Raw genomic sequence first — 16,718 nt, forward strand, 5'->3', positions numbered from 1 at the left:
AACGGCCGGCCGTCCTGTAACGAGGACAGGCCCGCGGGCGAGCGGAGGAAAGGGGGACAGCACGGGCCGGGGAGCCGTCCTTCGGCGACGAACGGCCCGAAACGGTCCCGGCGCGGCGAGCCATGACGGAAGGATGATCCAGGGGCGGACGAGGCGCGCCGGGACGCGTCTCAGTCTTTCCGGTGCCGCAGGCGGTCGATGGCCACGGCGATGATGATGATGGCCCCGATGATGATCTCCTGGATATAGTTGGGCCAGCCCATCATGGTGCAGCCGTTGCGGAGGAAGGACATGATCAGCACGCCGATCATCGTGCCGAGGATGCTGCCTTCGCCGCCGTTCAGGCTGCCTCCCCCGATGACCACGGCGGCGATGATGTCCAGCTCGAGCCCCACGGCGACGGTGGGGTCGCCGACGGTCAGGCGGGAGAACTCCATGACGCCGCTCAGGCCGCAGAACAGGCCCGAGACGGCATAGACCAGGACCTTGATCCGGTTCGTCCGGATGCCGCAGAGCCGGGCCGTCGCTTCGTTCGAGCCGACGGCGAAGATGTGGCGGCCGAAGACGGTGTACTTGAGGAGGACGGCCATGGCCACGGCGAACAGGATGACGATCCAGATGCCGGGCGCCATGAGGAGCCAGGAGGGCCGGGGGGCCTTGGCCATGAGCTCGTTGATCCAGGTCATGGGCGCGTCGATCTTCTGGTTGCCGGCGATCCACTTGGCCGCTCCCCGGGCGATGCCCATCATGCCCATGGTGACGATGAACGGGACGAGGCGCAGGCGGGTCACGAGGGCGCCGTTGGCGAATCCGACCAGGCCGCCGGTGAGGACGCCGAGCAGGACGGCGGCGATCGGCGCGGCCCCGGCGTTGACGGCGTAGGCCGTGATGACGCTGGCCAGGGCGATGTTGGAGGCCGCGGAGAGGTCGATGCCGCCGCTGACGATGACCAGGGTCATGCCGAGCGCGCCCAGGGCGACGATGACCGACTGGGTGGCCACGCTCTTGAAATTGGCCATCCGCAGGAACCGGCCCTGGACCTCGGGGATGAGGGCGAACAGGGCGATGACGAGGATCAGGCCGAGGAAGGGCCCGAAGACGTTGAGCGCCCGGCTGACGCCGGACCGATGCTGACGGCTCATTCCGCGTTCCTTTGTTCGACCGACGTTCCCCGCCGGGCCCGGCCCACCGTGGCCGCCGCCATCAGGCCGGCCGCGTCCCACGCCGCGGCCGGCCGGGCCTCCACCAGGTTCCCCCGGTGGAAGACGGCGATCCGGTCGCAGATGCCGAGAAGCTCGGGGAGATAGGAGCTGACGAACAGGACGGCCTTGCCCTCGCGGGCCAGGCCGCCGATCCACTCGTAGATCTGGCTCTTGCTGACGACGTCGATGCCCCGCGTCGGCTCGTCGAGGAGCAGGACCGAGGCTTCCTGGTGCAGGAGCCGGGCCAGGGCCACCTTCTGCTGGTTGCCGCCCGAGAGGGCCCCGACCGGCTGGCCGGGGCTCTTGGCCTTGATCTTGAGCCGATCGATGAACCCGCCGACGGCCCGGCGCTGGCTGGCTGGCCGCAGCAGCCCCCGGCGGCGGAAAGGGGCCAGCCGGCTCATGGTCATATTGTCGGCCACCGACAGGTTCAGGGCCAGGCCTTCGCCCTGGCGGTCCTCGCTGAGGAGGCCGAGGCCGAGACGGATCCGGGTCCAGGGACGGCGCCCGGCCAGCCCGGCGCCGGAGACCTCGATGACGCCGCCCTCGATCTCGTCGAGCCCGAAGAGGGCCCGCAGCATCTCCGTGCGGCCCGAGCCGATGAGGCCGGCGACGCCCAGGATCTCGCCTTTGGCCAGGCTCAGGCTGACCGGAGCGGCCATCCGCCGGCCTTTCAGGCGGTCCAGGGCCAGGACCGGCCCGCCGATCGCGTGCTCGACGCGGGGGAAGAGCTGCGTGAATTTCTGCCCGACCATGAGCTGGATGAGATCGTCGAGGGCCGTCCCGGCCATGGAGCCGGATCCGACGGTCCGGCCGTCGCGCAGGACGGTGTAGGAGTCGGCGACGCTCTGGACCTCCTCGAGGAAGTGGCTGATGTAGACGACGCCGACGTCCTGGCCCTTGAGCCCGCGGATGATCTCGAACAGGCGCTGGCTGTCCTCCTGGGTCAGCGAGCTCGTCGGCTCGTCCATGACCAGGATGCAGGACCGGTTGAGCAGGGCCCGGGCGATCTCGACGAGCTGCTTGGCCCCGACGCTCAGCCGTCCGACCGGGACGTCGGGCGAGATCTCGGGATGCCGGACGAGATCGAGGACCTCGCGGACCTTGCGCCGCATGGCCTGGCGGTCGAGCCAGCCCGCCGAGGCCGCCTCGCGGCCGAGCATGATGTTCTCCGCGACCGTGAGGTGCGGGGCCAGGTTGAGCTCCTGGTAGATCATGGACACGCCGCCTCGCATGCCGTCCCCGGGGCCGCCCGGCGCGTAGGGGCGGCCGTCGATCTCCATGCGGCCGGCGTCGGGCGCGAGCGCGCCGCTCAGGATCTTCATCAGCGTGCTCTTGCCGGCGCCGTTCTCGCCGATGAGGGCATGGACCTCGCCGCGGCCGAGCTCGAAGCCGACGTCGTCGAGGGCCCGGGTGGCGCCGAAGCTCTTGCTCACCCCGGACATGCGCAGGATCGGGGCGGCGGCGGGATGATCGCTCATCAGTCGGCGATGTTGGACAGGTCGGGCGAGAGCAGGGCCTTGATCTCGGGCGTGTCCATGTTGTCCCTGGTCGCCAGGGCGACGCCGGTATCGACGACCTTGTCGACCGGCTCGCCCTTGATGTGGGCGACGACGGTCCTGACGCCGAGGTAGCCCATGCGGGCCGGGTTCTGGATGACCAGGCCCTGGACGTCGCCGTCGCGCAGGCCCTGGACGAGCTTGGGCGAGCTGTCGAAGCCGACGAACACGATCTTGCCGGCCAGGCCGGACTCCTGGAGGGCCCGGAGCGTCCCGAAGGTGCTGGATTCGTTGGGCGTGAAGACGCCCTGGACGTCGGGGAAGCGGCTGATGAGGTTCTCGGCCAGCTGGTAGGCCGTCTCGGTCGTCGCCCCGGCGTACTGGTCCTTGACCAGGATCTCGAGGCCGGGGAAGTCCTTGCTGACCGTGTCGTAGAAGCCGGCCTCCCGCTGGACGGTGCTGGCCGAGCCTTCCTGGTAGCGGATGAGGAAGATGCGGCCGCGGCCGCCGAGCAGCTCGCCCAGCCGGCGGGCCGCCAGGACGCCGCCCTTGTAGTTATCGGTGGCGACGTAGCTCACGTAGTCGCTGCCCTGGAGCCCCGAATCGATGATGACGACGGGGATCTTCTCCCGGGCCGCGTCCTGGACCGGACGCATGAGGGCCCGGTCGTCGAGGGGCGCCAGGACGATGCCGTCGACGCCGCGGCTGATGAAGTCCTCGACGACGGTGATCTGCTGGGCCCGGTCGTCCTCTTTTTGCGGTCCCTTCCAGATGACGTCGACGCCGAGCTCGCGGCCGGCCTTGACGGCGCCGGAGTGGATGGACTTCCAGAACTCGTGGGTCGTGCCCTTGGGGATGACGGCGATCTGCAGGGTCTTCGCGACGGCGGGGGCGGAGGATTCGGACCCCTTCCTGGCGCAGGACGAAACGGTCAGGGCCGCGCCGAGCGCGATGATCAGGACGTGGGAAGCGAAGCGTTTCATGGCCTCAGTATACTCAGAAGGCCAAGCCCGGTCAAAGGACCGGCGGGGCACAAAAATAGAGGGGAACCGCCTTCGGGGACGAGCCACGAAGGTGGTTCCCCTCCAGGCCGGGGACAAGGCCCCCGGCGCCCGATCGCCGGACGGAACCGCTTACTTCTTCTTCAGGATGGGCATCCCGGTCTTGGCCGTCTCCTGGACGGTGTAGCCGGCGGGAACCGCATCCATGGCCCCGGGCCGCACGTCGCGGGCGAAGTAGTAGATCATCTGCTTCCGGCCGCCCTTGAGAAGAACTTCCTTCGAATGCAGGAAGTAGCCGACGCCCTTGGAGTTCTTGAATTCATAAGCCATGTCTATGACCTCCCTGAGGAATTATGAGCTACCTGGCACGACCCTTTCGCGTTCCCGGTGGAATGATATGCCTCATCTCGGCTTTGGTCAACTAATATAAGAAAAATTCCCCCGGTGTCAAGACCGCCGGCGCGGCTCCGGCATCACTGGATGAAATCGACCGCCGGCGGCAGTTCCGAAGGGACGATAATGCCGAAGGCGTCTTCATAGCGCTTGATGTTGGCCTGCAGCGCTTCGAGGAAGCGCTTGGCGTGGGCCGGGCTGACGATGATCCGGGCGACAAGCTTGCCGTAAGGCCCGTCGGGGAAGAGGAAGGCGAAGTCGAACAGGAACTCCTCGCGCGAATGGCGGATGGCGGCCAGGCTGGCGTATTGGCCGAGGGCGACCGCTTCGTCGACCTTGATCTCGACCTTCTTGCCGTCGGGTTTCTTGTCCATGCGTCCTCCCGGGTCCGGAATATCCCCTTCATTCTGGGGTGAACCGCCCCGGAAATCAAGGGTTTGAAGCGCTCAAAAAATAAATCGACAAAAACGAAAAAAATGCTTTACATCCGGTTGACGGGTGCTATAATGGTGATGGCTTTCTTGCGCGGGCTGGAGAAAGCCCCCACCTTTTTGGTTCCCATCATCAACCCCCCTTTTGCTGACAACAGCCCGCACTTCTCCGGGACACCGGAGATGGTGCGTGATGTATCTGTTCGCGGAGAGGGGCGCCCGGTCCGTCAGTCCGTGTAGTAGAGGATCGTGCGCAGGACCGCCGCCTCGCAGACCTTGCAGAAGGGCTTGGTCCCCTTGGTGAACATGAGGCAGTCGAGCTGCGGGCGGTAGAGGCCCCTGGCGGCGTATCCCGCGCCTTCGAAGACGCCGACCTTGCCCCAGAACTTGCTGGCCCTCAGGAAGGCGTCGACCTTCAGGGCCTGCTCGCGCGACAGCTTTTCGGACTCGTCTTCGGCGCGGGCGATGTCGGCCGCGGGCGCCCCTTCCCTCTTCATCCGGGCGATGTTCGCGTTGACCCCGCGGCGGATCTCCTGGTAAGCCATGTCCATCTCGTCGAAGGCGGCCTTCTCCCAGGGCGTCGGGACCGCGAGGCCCGGGCTGACGAGGTCCTTCCACTTGAGCCCGGCCGGATCGAGCAGGGCGGTGATGTTCGGCTCGGCCGGCTCGACGCCCGCCGGATAGAATTCGTTGTAGGCCACGTCGGAGGTGTAGTACTCGTCCGCCAGGCCGGCGAAGGAGTGCCCGAACTCGTGGAGGAAGAGATATTCGTACCACTGGTTGTCGGTCGTGAAGGTGCAGTAGAGGTTGTAGATGCCGCCGCCGCCGTAGCGCTTGTGGTTGACCATGATGTAGAGGGCATCGTAGGGGACGTGGGCGGCGATGTCGCGGAGGCTCTTGTTGTCCTCGGTCAGGAGGTAGCGCTCGGAGCCGAGCGAGTCGAAGGTCGCGTTGAGGACGGTCGACTTGAACGACCCGTGGCTCGGCTCGTCGCAGCCGCTCTCGGCCGAGGCCTTGAAGACGCCGTGGATGTTGAACGCGTCCCGGTGGGACTTGTAGGGCTCGAGTTTGAAGAAGACGCCGCTGAAGCGGGCCAGGTCGGCCTCGAACTTGGCTTCCTCGGCGGCCGTGTAGCCCTCGGCGATGACGGCCACGTCGACCTTGCGGCGGGGCTCCCCGGACCTGAGGGCCTGGACGACCTTGACGCCGGGGATGAGCGCCTCGCGGATGATGGTCAGGGCGGCCGGGTCGATCGTCTGGCTGAAGACCTCGCGGGAGACGTTCTTGCGGTCCCGGGCCTCGAGGGCGAAGCGGACGGGCTTCTTCGGATACGGCAGGAGGGCCGATTCGTGGTAGGTCCGGAGGACGCCCTTGACGCCCGCGTCGGAGGTCTTGTATTCGCCGAAGTAGCTGTCGAAGCCCTTGCTGAAGATGAGCGTGCCGCTCGCGGCGTCGTAGACCTTGACCTCGTAGCGGCCGAGGCCGAAGGGATCGATCAAGCGGGCCCGGGGACCGGCCCAGATCCCCTGGTCGTAGACCTGGTCCAGGGCGAACGACTCCGCGGCCGCGCTGCCCGTATGGAAATAATCGACCCTCATGGTCTTGTCGACGAACCAGGCGTCGAAGACCGGGCCCTTCTGGGCGCTGGCGCAGCCGGCGACGGCGGCGGCCAGGACGGCGATGGCGAACAGGCGTTTCATGGCTCCCTCCCTCAGTCCGGGCGGACGATCCGTCCGGCGGTTTCCTTGATGATCTTGAACGCGGCCGCGGCGGTGATGCCCGAGGCGTCCCGGCCGGGATTCAGCTCGACGACATCCAGGCCGACGATGCGGCCCCTGAGCGACTGGATGACCTGAAGGGCCTGGCGCGTGGTCAGGCCGCCGGCCTCGTGGTGGGACACGCCCGGGGCAAAGGCCGGGTCGAGCGCGTCCAGGTCGAAGGACACGTAGACCGGGTTGGCGAAGCGGAGATGGAGCGGGCCCTCGATATCCTTCATCTCGACCATGCGGACGCCGCCCTTGAGGGCCTTGGCCCGGTGGAAGGCGGTGATGGCCCGGACGCCGACCTGGACGACGCCGGCCGCCAGGCCGTCGTCGACGATCCGGGCGAAGGGGCAGGCGTGCGACAGGCGGTCGCCGTAGAGGTCGTCGTAGAGGTCCGGGTGGGCGTCGAAATGGAGGATGTCGAGGGGCCTGTGGTGCCGGGCGAAGGCCTTGAGCACGGGATAGGTGATCGAGTGATCGCCGCCCAGGACGATGGGCACGGCGCCCCGGTCCAGGATCTTGCCGACGCCTTTCTCGATGAGGCCGAACGTCTTGTCCATGTCGCCGCGCGTGTCGACGTCCCCGACGTCGACCAGGACCGTGTCCTCCTCGAGATTGACCCCGAGCTCGGTCCAGCCGCAGTAGCACTTGCCGGTCGATACGGCCCGGATCGCGGCCGGCCCGCCCGCGGCGCCCCGGAGGTAGCTCGACTTCTCGTCGAAGGGGACGCCCAGGATGGCCATCTTGTAGTCGGGATTCTCTTCGAGCGGCTTCGCCGCCCCGCCGAAATCGGACATCGTCGACCTCCTGGAAAACAGTGTCTTTGATTATAACGGATTCGGCCGGCCCTCCCAAGCGCCATGATCGTCGTTTTTGGCTGGTCCGGCGCCTTTTTTCTCCCAATGCGGGAGGCGGCCGATACTATTCGGGGGGATAAAAAAAGAGGGGGAGAAGGATCCTCCTTCTCCCTTTTCACAACCTTGGCACCGCCTCTTTCGAGGCCGTCGCGCCCTTGAAGGCCGCGACCGGGGCCAGAATCTCATGGCCTTCCCCGGGGGTCAATCGCCCGACCGGGTGAAAGCGGGGGTGAGAAAAGGGCCTCTTTCGCGCCCCCCAGGACTAGCCGAGAGGCCGCCCGGCGGCCATGGCGCCGCGCATCGCGGGCCTGGCCCGGGGCTAGCGGCCGTTGACTTTGGACCGCCGTTCCATAGAATAAGAACAATGGCCGACGCGATCCGCATCGAGAACCTCCGGAAAACGTTCCGGGTCGGCTTCATCCCCAAGTCCCGCCAGATCCTCAAGGGCATCACCTTCTCCGTCCGCGAAGGCGAGACCTTCGGCTACCTCGGCCCCAACGGCGCAGGCAAGACGACGACCATCAAGTGCCTGCTCGACCTCATCCACCCCGACGCCGGGGAGATCGCGATCTTCGGCCGCCCGGCGTCCTCTCCCCGGTCCCGCGAGGCCCTGGGGTTCCTGCCTGAGAACCCGTATTTCTACGACTACCTGACGGCCCGGGAATTCCTGTCCTTCACTGCCGACCTGTTCGGGCTCGGCCGGGCCGAGAAGGAGGAGCGCATCGCCCGGCTGCTCAAGCTCGTCGGCCTGGAGCGGGCCGCCGACCTGCCGCTGCGCAAGTATTCCCGGGGCATGCTCCAGCGGGCCGGCCTGGCCCAGGCCCTGATCAACGAACCGAAGCTCGTCGTCCTCGACGAGCCCCTGGGCGGCATGGACCCTCTCGGCCGCAAGGAGATCCGCGACATCATCGTCCGCTTCAGGGACGAGGGCAAGACCGTCCTCTTCACCTCGCACATCCTCCAGGACATCGAGATGATCTGCGACCGCGTGGCCATCATCGTCGGCGGCCGCATCGTCAAGGAGGGCGGCCTGCGCGATCTCGTCTCGGAGAAGGTCCTGTTCACCGAGGTGACCGTTTCCGGCCTGCCGCCCCAGGCCTTCGCGGGATTCGGCGAGGGGGTGACCAGCCGGGGCGACCGGGTCTTCCTCAAGGTCTACGACGAGGCCCGGGTGGACGAGATCGTCGGCCTGGTCCGCGAGCGCAAGGGCCGGCTCGTCGCCCTCAGCCCGCGGACCGAGACCCTCGAGGACATCTTCGTCGACACGGTGACGCGGACATGAAGATCGGGGCCATCGCCGGGATCACCTTCAAGGAAGCCAAGCGCGACCGCATCCTCTACCTGCTCTTCTTCTTCGCCGCGGTCGGCATCCTGGCCTCCCGGGTCCTGGCCGTCCTGACGGTCGGCGACCGGGTCAAGATCATCAAGGACGTCGGCCTGGCGTCGATCTCGATCTTCGGCGTCCTGATGGCCATCCTGATCGGCACCGGCCTCGTCTACAAGGAGATAGACAAGAAGACCATCTTCACGCTGCTGGCCAAGCCTCTCCACCGCGCCGAGTTCATCCTGGGCAAGTTCTGCGGCCTGGTCCTGACGCTCTTCGTCATGACCGCGGCCATGACCGTGATCTTCCTGGCCATCGTCTACGCCCACACGCTGAAGATCGAGGGCGGCCTCCTGGTGGCCGTGGCCTACATCTTCCTGGAGCTCATCCTCATCACCGCCGTGGCCATCCTCTTCTCCTCGTTCTCGACGCCCATCCTGAGCTCCCTCTTCGCCCTGGCTTTCTATCTCATCGGGCACCTGTCTTGGGGCCTCGAGCTCATCATCAGGAAGATGTCCCCGGGCCCGGGCCGGACGCTCGTCCGGGCCCTCTACGCGATCCTGCCGGACCTCGAGAACTTCAACTTCAAGACGGAGGTCGTCCACGGCCTGCCCATCCCGCCGGGCATCTTCCTTTCGTCGATCCTCTACGGCGTCTGCTACACGGCCTTCATCCTGACCCTGGCCGTGCTCATCTTCCGGCGCCGCGACTTCATCTGAGCATTCATGAAAACGCGCGCGAAGGTCCGGAGGGGCTCGGCCACCATCCTGCTCGTTCTCCTGCTCCTGGCGGGCGCGGCCGGGATCGTGGGTTTCAAGGCGGCGACGGACCGGGCCGTCCGCCGGAAGCTCCCCGGCTCTTCCATCATCTACATCCCCTCGGGCAAGTTCCTGAGGTTCGCGACCTTCGGCTACCGCGGCCTGGCCGCCGACCTGATCTACCTCTGGGCCATCCAGTATTACTCGACGCCGGCGATCGACGACCGCTTCGACCACCTCGACCATGTCTTCGCCATCGTCAACGAGCTCGATCCCCGCTACCAGGACCCCTACGAGGTCGGGGCCATGATCGCGGTCGACGGCCTCCGGGACATCCCCTCGATCGCCCGCAGGGCCGGGCGCGAGAAGGACATCCCGGCCATGGGCGGCTCGCTCCTCCGGTCCGCCTTCGCCATCCTCGACCGGGGCGCGGCCAACAACCCCGACCAGTGGATCTATCCCTTCGAGGCCGGCCACATCGCCCTGATGACCCTGAAGGACTATGCCCTGGCCGAGTCGTACTTCACCCGGTGCATGAAGATCCCGGGCGCCCCGGAGTTCGTCGAGCGGCTGCGGGCCAACGCCATCTTCAGGAAAGGCGACCTGAAGACCTCGTGGGACACGTGGCTCGACATCTATAAGCGAGCCCCCGACGAGCGGACCCGGAAGATCGCCTCGAACCACCTCTACAACGTCAAGGCGACGATCGACGGGGCCGCCATCGAGGAGGCCGCGGCGAAATACCGCGAGCGTTTCGGCCGGCTGCCGGCCGGCCTCGCGGACCTCGCCCGGGCCGGCCTTCTCAAGGAGGTCCCCAAGGACCTCGACGGCAAGGATTACATCTACGACCCGGCGACAGGAAAGGTGAAAACGGTGATCAGCCCATGGAGACGATGACTCTCGTCCTGGTCGCGGTGGCCGGCCTGGTGTTCGGCAGCTTCTTCAACGTCGTCATCTACCGCCTGCCGCGCGGCCTGAACCTGTCGCGCCCGCCTTCGACCTGCCCCGGTTGCGGCGCGCGGATCAAGCCCTACGACAACATCCCGGTCCTGTCCTATATCCTGCTCGGCGGCAAATGCCGGCGCTGCCGGCGCCGCATCTCCCCGGTCTACCCCGCCGTCGAGCTCCTGACGGCCCTCGGCTTCGTCCTCGTCTATTTCCACGCCGGGCGGGAGATCGGCCTCGACTTCTTCGCCGGCTGCCTCTTCACCGGCGCCCTCATCGTCCTCGGCTTCATCGACGCCGAGCACCAGATCCTGCCCGACGCCATCACCATGCCGGGCCTCGTCCTGGCCCTGGCCTACTCCTTCTTCCGCGACGACCTGACCTTCCGCGGCGCCCTGCTCGGGGCCGTCGTCGGCGGCGGATTCCTGCTCCTCGTTTACGGCGCCTACCGGCTCATCCGCAGGAAGGAAGGATTGGGCATGGGCGACGTGACCATGATGCTCATGGTCGGTGCCGCCCTCGGGCCGGCCCGGACGCTTCTCGTCCTCATCCTGGCGTCGCTCGCGGGGGCGATCTTCGGCCTCTACCTCGTCGCCCGGAAAGGCAAGGACTTCCAGTTCGCCCTGCCCTTCGGGACGTTCATCGCCCCGGCGGCCTTCGCGGCGATGATCTGGGGCCAGCCGATCGTGAGCTGGTACCTGAGCCGTCTCCCCCGCTAGACGCCGGGCGGCCCGCCCTTTTCAGGACCCGGATCGAGAGCACCGAGGCCGTGGAGTCCGTGACCTTGCACCGCTCCGCGACCGGCAGGCCCGGGACCCAGACGATCTCGCCGCGCGAGAGGAGGACCGGGAGGCGGTCGCGCCCGGCCGCGGCGACGCCCTTGGCCCGGAGGGCCTCCTTGAGCTTCTTCCGGCCCGGCGCGCCGAGCGGCCGGTAGAGATCGCCCGGCCGCCGGCTCCGGACCGTCAGCGGAAAGGCGAGCGAATCCGCGTCGAGGTCGGCGCCGGTCCGGTCGTCCTTGCGGAGCGGCCGGGCCGTCCCGCGGCCGTCGCCCCGGCGCAGGCGCCCTCGCAGGACCAGGCCGGCGGCGGGCAGATGGAGATCGCCGCGCCCGTCCCACAAGGTTTCGTAGGGCCTCGGCGTCGGGGCCATTTTCTTGAGCCCGACCCGGCCGGACTCCCGCCGCAGCGTGAGGCCCTTGCGAAGCGTCAGCTCCTTGCCCTCGCCGAGGGCCAGGAGGGCGGCCACGTCGTCGAAGGAGATGTCCCGCAGCCCCCCCGCGGCTTCGCGGAGGAACTCCCGGGCGACGCGCCGGGCCAGGGCCGGCAGCAGCAGGGGCAGGGTCTTCAGGTCCAGCGACAGGTCGCGGCCCCGGCGGAGGATGAACTCATCGAGGAGCTCGCGGACGAAGCCGTGGAGGAGCTCGTCGTCCTCGCGGACGATGCCGGCCAGGCGGGCCAGGTGCTGGACGATCCGGGGCTCATAGTCGCGGGCGACGAGCGGAAGGAGTTCGGCCCTGATGCGGTTGCGCAGGTAGCGGCGGTCGAGGTTCGTGGCGTCCTCGCGCCAGGAGAGCCCACGGGCGGCCAGCCAGGCCCGCAGGTCGGGCCCGGCGATCGCCAGGAGCGGCCGGACGACGGGACAGGGCGCGCCGGCGACGACCGGCGCGATCCCGGCCAGGCCGGAGAGGCCCGTCCCCCTCATCAGGCGCATGAGCACGGTCTCGGCCTGGTCGGTCATGTTGTGGCCGGTGGCGATCTTGGTCGCCCCGCCGTCGGCCGCGGCCCGGCGCAGGAAGCGGTAGCGCAGGTCGCGGCCGGCTTCCTCGAGGTTGAGCCGGCGGCGGGCGGCGAAGGCCCGGATGTCGGCCCCGTCCACGGCCAGGGGCAGGACCCAGCGGCGGGCCAGGTCCCGGACGAAAGCCTCGTCCGCGTCCGCCTCTTCCCTCAGCCGGTGGTTGAAGTGGGCCAGGCGGATCTCGAGAGGCATCTCCTCGCGGAGCTCGAGCAGGAGTACAACGAGCGCCACGGAGTCGGGCCCGCCGGAGACGGCGGCCAGGACGCGGTCGCCGGGAACGATCATTCCCCCGCCGACAGCCGTCGCCCGGAAGGCGGCGAAGACAGGGTCCGGGGGCTTTCGGGTTGTCATCGGCGCGCTTGGATCATTGAGCGGAGGATCCCGAGAAATGGCGGCGGAGGGATTTGAACCCCCGACACTGCGGATATGAGCCGCATGCTCTGACCAACTGAGCTACGCCGCCAGGGTGGAGAAATTCTAGCCGAATCGCCCCCCCAAGTCAACGCGCCGATCGGCCGAGAGTCCGCCAGCAAATGACAATGTAATCATGATGCCTCCTTGCCGGTTCACGGTATCGGGACCCTTCATGCGCGCCCCTAAGACCTGATGCCCGGAATCTCTCCTCAATTATCATCTTGCGTGCGGTGGGCTTGGATTCATGATGGTCATCTACAGCGTGACTGGAATCATAACCGGCGTGACAAAAGAAATCCTGCAGAACGTTAAGTGCCATACCAAATTCCACCGGATTTAGCATCGTAGTCAAGTAATCTAAAATGGTCCTTCTGTGAGCGGTTTATCGCTTGCGGCTATGCGGCGTCTTTGCAAGCCGCCAATCGATCCAAAGGTAGAGCAAGACTATAAGCGCGCTTAAAAGAAAGATCACCCAAGATGGGAGCAGAAAGGCTGCTTCCTTATTTCCAGACATAACTACTGCGACGCCCGCGAAATGGACGATCACAGCGGCCAACGCGCCGAAAGCACGGCGGGATAATATTGTGTTAACGCTCACCAGGAATAGATAATATAAGGCTATGAATAGTACGGCGCCTGCCCCACCTGGCCAAATAAGTTTGGCCAAGGGAATTGCCCATGACGAAAAAACCTTGACCGGCAATGGGCTTCCCTCCCCCCCGCCGGCAAAAAGCCAGATGGTTCCGAATGCGACTATTCCGTACATGCCCAATAGGGCTGCCCTTCTTAGCAGTGTCGCCATGCCTTTGTCCCTATCTCTCTGACAGATCTTCCTCTTTAAATCGCTTCTTTTAGCCTCTGTTCATACCCGTAGCAGAGATCCAGGGTGAGTTCGGCCATGGCAAGAGCAGGACTCCAAAAATCCAGGGGATTATCTGGATCTCTTCCCCCGAAGATATTTTCAAACCATTCCCATACATGACTGGCCGTTTCGACATACTTTCCGTGTGCAAACGAATCCTGGATAACATGGAGAGCTTTGCCGAATTCTATCGGATCAAGCGTTGAATTAGCGACATCGAATGCATTATCAAGATCTGCTGACGTTGGGAAATGCCATGTCTGCCGTTGTCGCTTATCTGGCAGTTCTAGCCAGGGGATAATCGTCTGGCCAATGAATATGAACGACCACCATGGTGTGCTCGTAGTGGACGGGCTTGAATCCACTCCCGCACACGCACCTGCAACTGTATCAGCAAGGCGGGCTGCAAAACCGGGATCCCAGCCCTTAAACGCCATTAGCATCGCCTTATAGGTGACGTTATAATGGACCTTCGATTTCCATTTCCCTGCTCGATCGATATTGATTAGCGGGCTATTGCCACAATAGGTATAGAGATTATTGGAGTGCGGCTCAATTAGGAACCCGCTTTGTATCGTTAGAGGGTCTGTGGAAATGAACCTGTACTGCGACTTATCGTAATACCTCGCCCCGAAGTAATCGAGATCCGACTCCCCGTCGCGCTCCTTGCCGGAGAACTTGAGCGCTGGGTCGAAGGTGTTGACCCAGGTTCTCTGGATTCCGCCGTAAGGATCATGGGCCGCGGAATAGACCACCGTGCCCGTATCGTCCGTCACAATCCGGGTCGAATTGATCTGGTCGCTCATGTAGTAAAGGTACTGGGAGGTCGAGGGCCTGTATTCCGCGACAAGCTGAGCTCCCATATAGAGGTAGTCCCTGACGCAATCGCCGATGAGATTATATTCCACCACAAGCCCCCAGCCTCAGCGCCTTAGCCATTCGTGGTTCGGATCGACCAGGACGCGCAGGGGTTTCTCCGACAAAGAGACCTCCTGCCGGATCGAAAGGGTCTTGTTCCCCGTGACGCTCACCTGGGCGCATCTCTCGAGCCGGTTCTTTTCGAATTCCACGTAGACCGGGAGCACGCTCCGGAAATCGTCCGGAACCTCGGATTGCGCGATCTCACCGACCAGCCGGTAGCGCCCTCCTCCCGCTTCTTCGACGCGCACGGCCGCCTTGACCTTTGGAATGGCCGTTCCTTCTATCCATTCGCGGAAGAACCAGCCCATGTCCCCGCCGCAGGCCGCGGGAGCGTGGCGCTCGACGATCTTTTGGAAATCGGCCGTCGTCGGGTTCCGCCCGGCCCAGGTCTTGGCGAAATCCCTCATCGTATCAATGAACGGCTGTTCGGGATTCGGGCTCTGCGCGTCCCAGAATAAATTCCTGAGCATATGAACGACGTACGCCCCTTTATCATATACGATCGCTTGATAGTCGGCGGACGCGCCTGGCCCCCCTCCGACCATCAAGCGGGGCCCCAGGGAGATCGGGCCCGTTTTCCAGGTGTCGCGCCGGGGATGCCATGATGTGCCCAGAATGTCCTTTCTTGCCCTCTCCCAGAATTTGATGGACGCCTTCGGTCCCAAGGCTTTTTCGACGACCAGCCCGACCGTGAATTCCGCCAGCCCCTCCTCGAGCCAGACGTCCCGGTAGGTCGCCGAGCCAACGGCGTGCCCCCACCACTGGTGGGCGAATTCGTGGGGCGTCACTTCTTCTGCAAAATACTTGGCCTCGCCGATAGTTATCCAGACCATGTCCCGCGTCATCCAGTCGAGGAACGCGACGAAGGGAATATAGATCAGCGTCGGCCAGCTCTGCCCGAACGTCCATTCCGGCTGCTCCGTCACGGCGATGTCGTTCTGGGGAAGGGGGCCGAAATAAAGCGTCCCCACGCGAGCCGTGTTTATACAATCGGCCAGAATGTCCTCGGCCATGGATACCGGGTCGTAGCGAGCGGTGCGCGCAACTCCGCCATCCATAGATCCTGACGCCGCCATCTCGCGAAAGTCTAAGAAAGTAAAGGGTGCGCTGGGATTAGGGTAAACCCGGATCTTGACTCCTGAATCCGGATCATCATTTTTGATCAGCCGGAATATCCCAAAATTGAAACCCGCAACACGGACGGGCCCCTCGGTCGTGTAGCGGAAGACGGCGGAATCGCCTTCCTCGCCGGAATCGACGGGCCGGCCTGTTGAAACGATGGTGACGAGATTCCTCTCGGCCGCCTTGTTTGCGATATTCTTCGGGACCCGGTACTCTAGGTCATAATCGGCCCAATCCCGGAATCCGTTCAGCGCCGGATACCAGTTCTGGCGGGCGCCGACATAGAAGTTGATCCCGCCCGCTTTGTGAAGGACTTCATCCCCCTGATACTGAGCGCTGAGTTCCGCCTCCTCCCCCAATGCGAGGGGCCGGTCAAGAACCACGAGGACGGGATCGGCGCTCTTCTCGTCTCCCTGAATGTAAGGAATATCCGCGGCCGGCCCGTCCCGCCTCTTGAGCCGGATCGACGACAGCCTCAATTTGGCAAAAATGTCGAGGGGTATGACTCGCACGCCGTCGCGTGTCGCGCGCAGCCGAAGCGTCGTCCGCCCTTCGATGTCCAAATTCCTGCGGATGGTCGTTTCGATCGAGTAATGCAGAGCGACGAGGTCGGCGGAAAGATGGGCCGGTGTGGAGGCCTGGGCCGCGATTGGGCGTTCGCTGTACCAGATGCCGCCTTTTTTCCCGCGGAGAACGATGAGAGACGTCGTTTCCGGGCCGCTGTCCGTCTCGAGCCAAGCCCGAAGCAGGCCGCGCGGTGAAAATGCCGCGACAGATGGCGGGAGTTTATGGCCGTTGAAACAAGCCAGGAAAAGCCCTTGAGCCGCAGGGGCGGCCTCCACGAGATCCGGAACAAGCCTTAACCTGAGGTCGACGTGAAGTGCTTCACCCGCTTTCTCGAGCGCGCCGTTGTAGATCGAAGCGAGTTTCTCCAGCTGGCCCTGAGCCGATGGTTCCGCCAGCAGGAGCTCCTCACCGCTCCCATCCGTAAAGAGAAAGACGGCTTCCTCGAACACGTCGGTGAGAACCGGGAGACGCTTTTGCCCCAACCGGCGGCCGAGGAATGACCGCTCGCTTTCGGTCGCAGGCTTGAGCTCGAACCGGCCTTTGCCCCTGAAAACCCCGCCCACGATCCGTCCAGAGACCTCCGTGAGCGGAAAGAACGCCCCCGACTCCAGACGAAAGGTGAAGGCGTCGCGCACGAGGACGACCCCGGCCACGGGAACTCCGTTCTCCTGGGGGCGGCACGCGAGCAGTTCTTCCCAGACCTCGGCCCCGGACCCGGCGGCGGCCGGGACCGCTTCAACGTATAACGTTAAAATGATCGAACCTGCCACAAGTAACAGCCGGGAGCCTATCCTTAGAGGACGAGATCCGATGCCCACCGGCATCTCCTCCACGGGGCGGACGCTGCCTTCATTTCCGTTGG

14 protein-coding genes and 1 tRNA gene are annotated in these 16,718 nt (G+C 65.2%); 4 read left to right on the forward strand and 11 right to left on the reverse strand.

Annotated features, from left to right (window positions below; translation table 11 throughout):
• Positions 1-170: 170 nt before the first annotated feature.
• The 7 genes from ABFD52_10825 to speB all read right to left on the reverse strand — a co-directional run bounded on the left by ABFD52_10825 (position 171) and on the right by speB (position 7,086).
• Entirely contained in the window at positions 171-1,142 is a 972-nt protein-coding gene (locus ABFD52_10825; protein MEN6561258.1) for an ABC transporter permease, read from the reverse strand.
• Positions 1,139-2,683, reverse strand: coding sequence for a sugar ABC transporter ATP-binding protein (locus ABFD52_10830; protein ID MEN6561259.1), 1,545 nt, complete (start codon positions 2,681-2,683; stop codon positions 1,139-1,141). Before ABFD52_10830 ends, ABFD52_10825 begins: the two co-directional genes overlap by 4 nt.
• On the reverse strand, positions 2,683-3,684 hold the full coding sequence (locus tag ABFD52_10835) for a substrate-binding domain-containing protein (protein ID MEN6561260.1): 1,002 nt from the start codon (positions 3,682-3,684) through the stop codon (positions 2,683-2,685). The genes ABFD52_10830 and ABFD52_10835 overlap by 1 nt, the downstream gene beginning before the upstream one ends.
• 150 nt (positions 3,685-3,834) lie before the next feature.
• Complete coding sequence (locus ABFD52_10840) at positions 3,835-4,032, reverse strand: hypothetical protein (GenBank protein ID MEN6561261.1); 198 nt, start codon at positions 4,030-4,032, stop codon at positions 3,835-3,837.
• Positions 4,033-4,175: 143 nt separating this feature from the next.
• Complete coding sequence (locus tag ABFD52_10845; GenBank protein MEN6561262.1) at positions 4,176-4,469, reverse strand: DUF3467 domain-containing protein; 294 nt, start codon at positions 4,467-4,469, stop codon at positions 4,176-4,178.
• A 284-nt stretch (positions 4,470-4,753) separates the two neighbouring features.
• Positions 4,754-6,226, reverse strand: a complete 1,473-nt coding sequence (locus ABFD52_10850; GenBank protein ID MEN6561263.1) for a M64 family metallopeptidase — start codon at positions 6,224-6,226, stop codon at positions 4,754-4,756.
• An 11-nt stretch (positions 6,227-6,237) separates the two neighbouring features.
• Positions 6,238-7,086, reverse strand: a complete 849-nt coding sequence (gene speB / locus ABFD52_10855) for an agmatinase (protein MEN6561264.1) — start codon at positions 7,084-7,086, stop codon at positions 6,238-6,240.
• Between the two features lie 424 nt (positions 7,087-7,510).
• On the opposite strand from speB, the gene ABFD52_10860 reads away from it, so the two are divergent.
• From ABFD52_10860 to ABFD52_10875, 4 genes are read left to right on the forward strand one after another with little or no spacing between them, the layout of a single operon-like run.
• Positions 7,511-8,428, forward strand: coding sequence for an ABC transporter ATP-binding protein (locus tag ABFD52_10860; protein ID MEN6561265.1), 918 nt, complete (start codon positions 7,511-7,513; stop codon positions 8,426-8,428).
• Positions 8,425-9,189 carry an ABC transporter permease gene (locus ABFD52_10865; protein MEN6561266.1) on the forward strand — a complete coding sequence of 255 codons (765 nt, stop codon included), beginning with the start codon at positions 8,425-8,427 and terminating at the stop codon, positions 9,187-9,189. Before ABFD52_10860 ends, ABFD52_10865 begins: the two co-directional genes overlap by 4 nt.
• Positions 9,190-9,195: 6 nt before the next feature.
• Positions 9,196-10,125 (forward strand): hypothetical protein, encoded by a 930-nt coding sequence (locus ABFD52_10870; GenBank protein MEN6561267.1) that lies wholly within the window; start codon positions 9,196-9,198, stop codon positions 10,123-10,125.
• Positions 10,113-10,892, forward strand: coding sequence for an A24 family peptidase (locus ABFD52_10875; GenBank protein ID MEN6561268.1), 780 nt, complete (start codon positions 10,113-10,115; stop codon positions 10,890-10,892). Before ABFD52_10870 ends, ABFD52_10875 begins: the two co-directional genes overlap by 13 nt.
• On the opposite strand, the gene tilS is transcribed toward ABFD52_10875, so the two are convergent.
• The 4 genes from tilS to ABFD52_10895 all read right to left on the reverse strand — a co-directional run bounded on the left by tilS (position 10,813) and on the right by ABFD52_10895 (position 16,674).
• Positions 10,813-12,321: a tRNA lysidine(34) synthetase TilS gene (gene tilS / locus ABFD52_10880; protein MEN6561269.1), complete on the reverse strand. Its 1,509-nt coding sequence runs from the start codon at positions 12,319-12,321 to the stop codon at positions 10,813-10,815. The genes ABFD52_10875 and tilS overlap by 80 nt on opposite strands.
• A gap of 38 nt (positions 12,322-12,359) precedes the next feature.
• A tRNA-Met gene (locus ABFD52_10885) sits at positions 12,360-12,433 on the reverse strand.
• A gap of 788 nt (positions 12,434-13,221) precedes the next feature.
• A complete protein-coding gene (locus ABFD52_10890; GenBank protein MEN6561270.1) occupies positions 13,222-14,052 on the reverse strand; it encodes an RHS repeat-associated core domain-containing protein in 831 nt (276 codons plus the stop codon).
• 117 nt (positions 14,053-14,169) lie between these two features.
• Positions 14,170-16,674, reverse strand: a complete 2,505-nt coding sequence (locus ABFD52_10895) for a M1 family aminopeptidase (protein ID MEN6561271.1) — start codon at positions 16,672-16,674, stop codon at positions 14,170-14,172.
• Positions 16,675-16,718: the final 44 nt, after the last annotated feature.

Source organism: Acidobacteriota bacterium, from assembly GCA_039683095.1.
Classification (GTDB): Bacteria; Acidobacteriota; Aminicenantia; order Aminicenantales; family Saccharicenantaceae; genus RBG-16-66-30.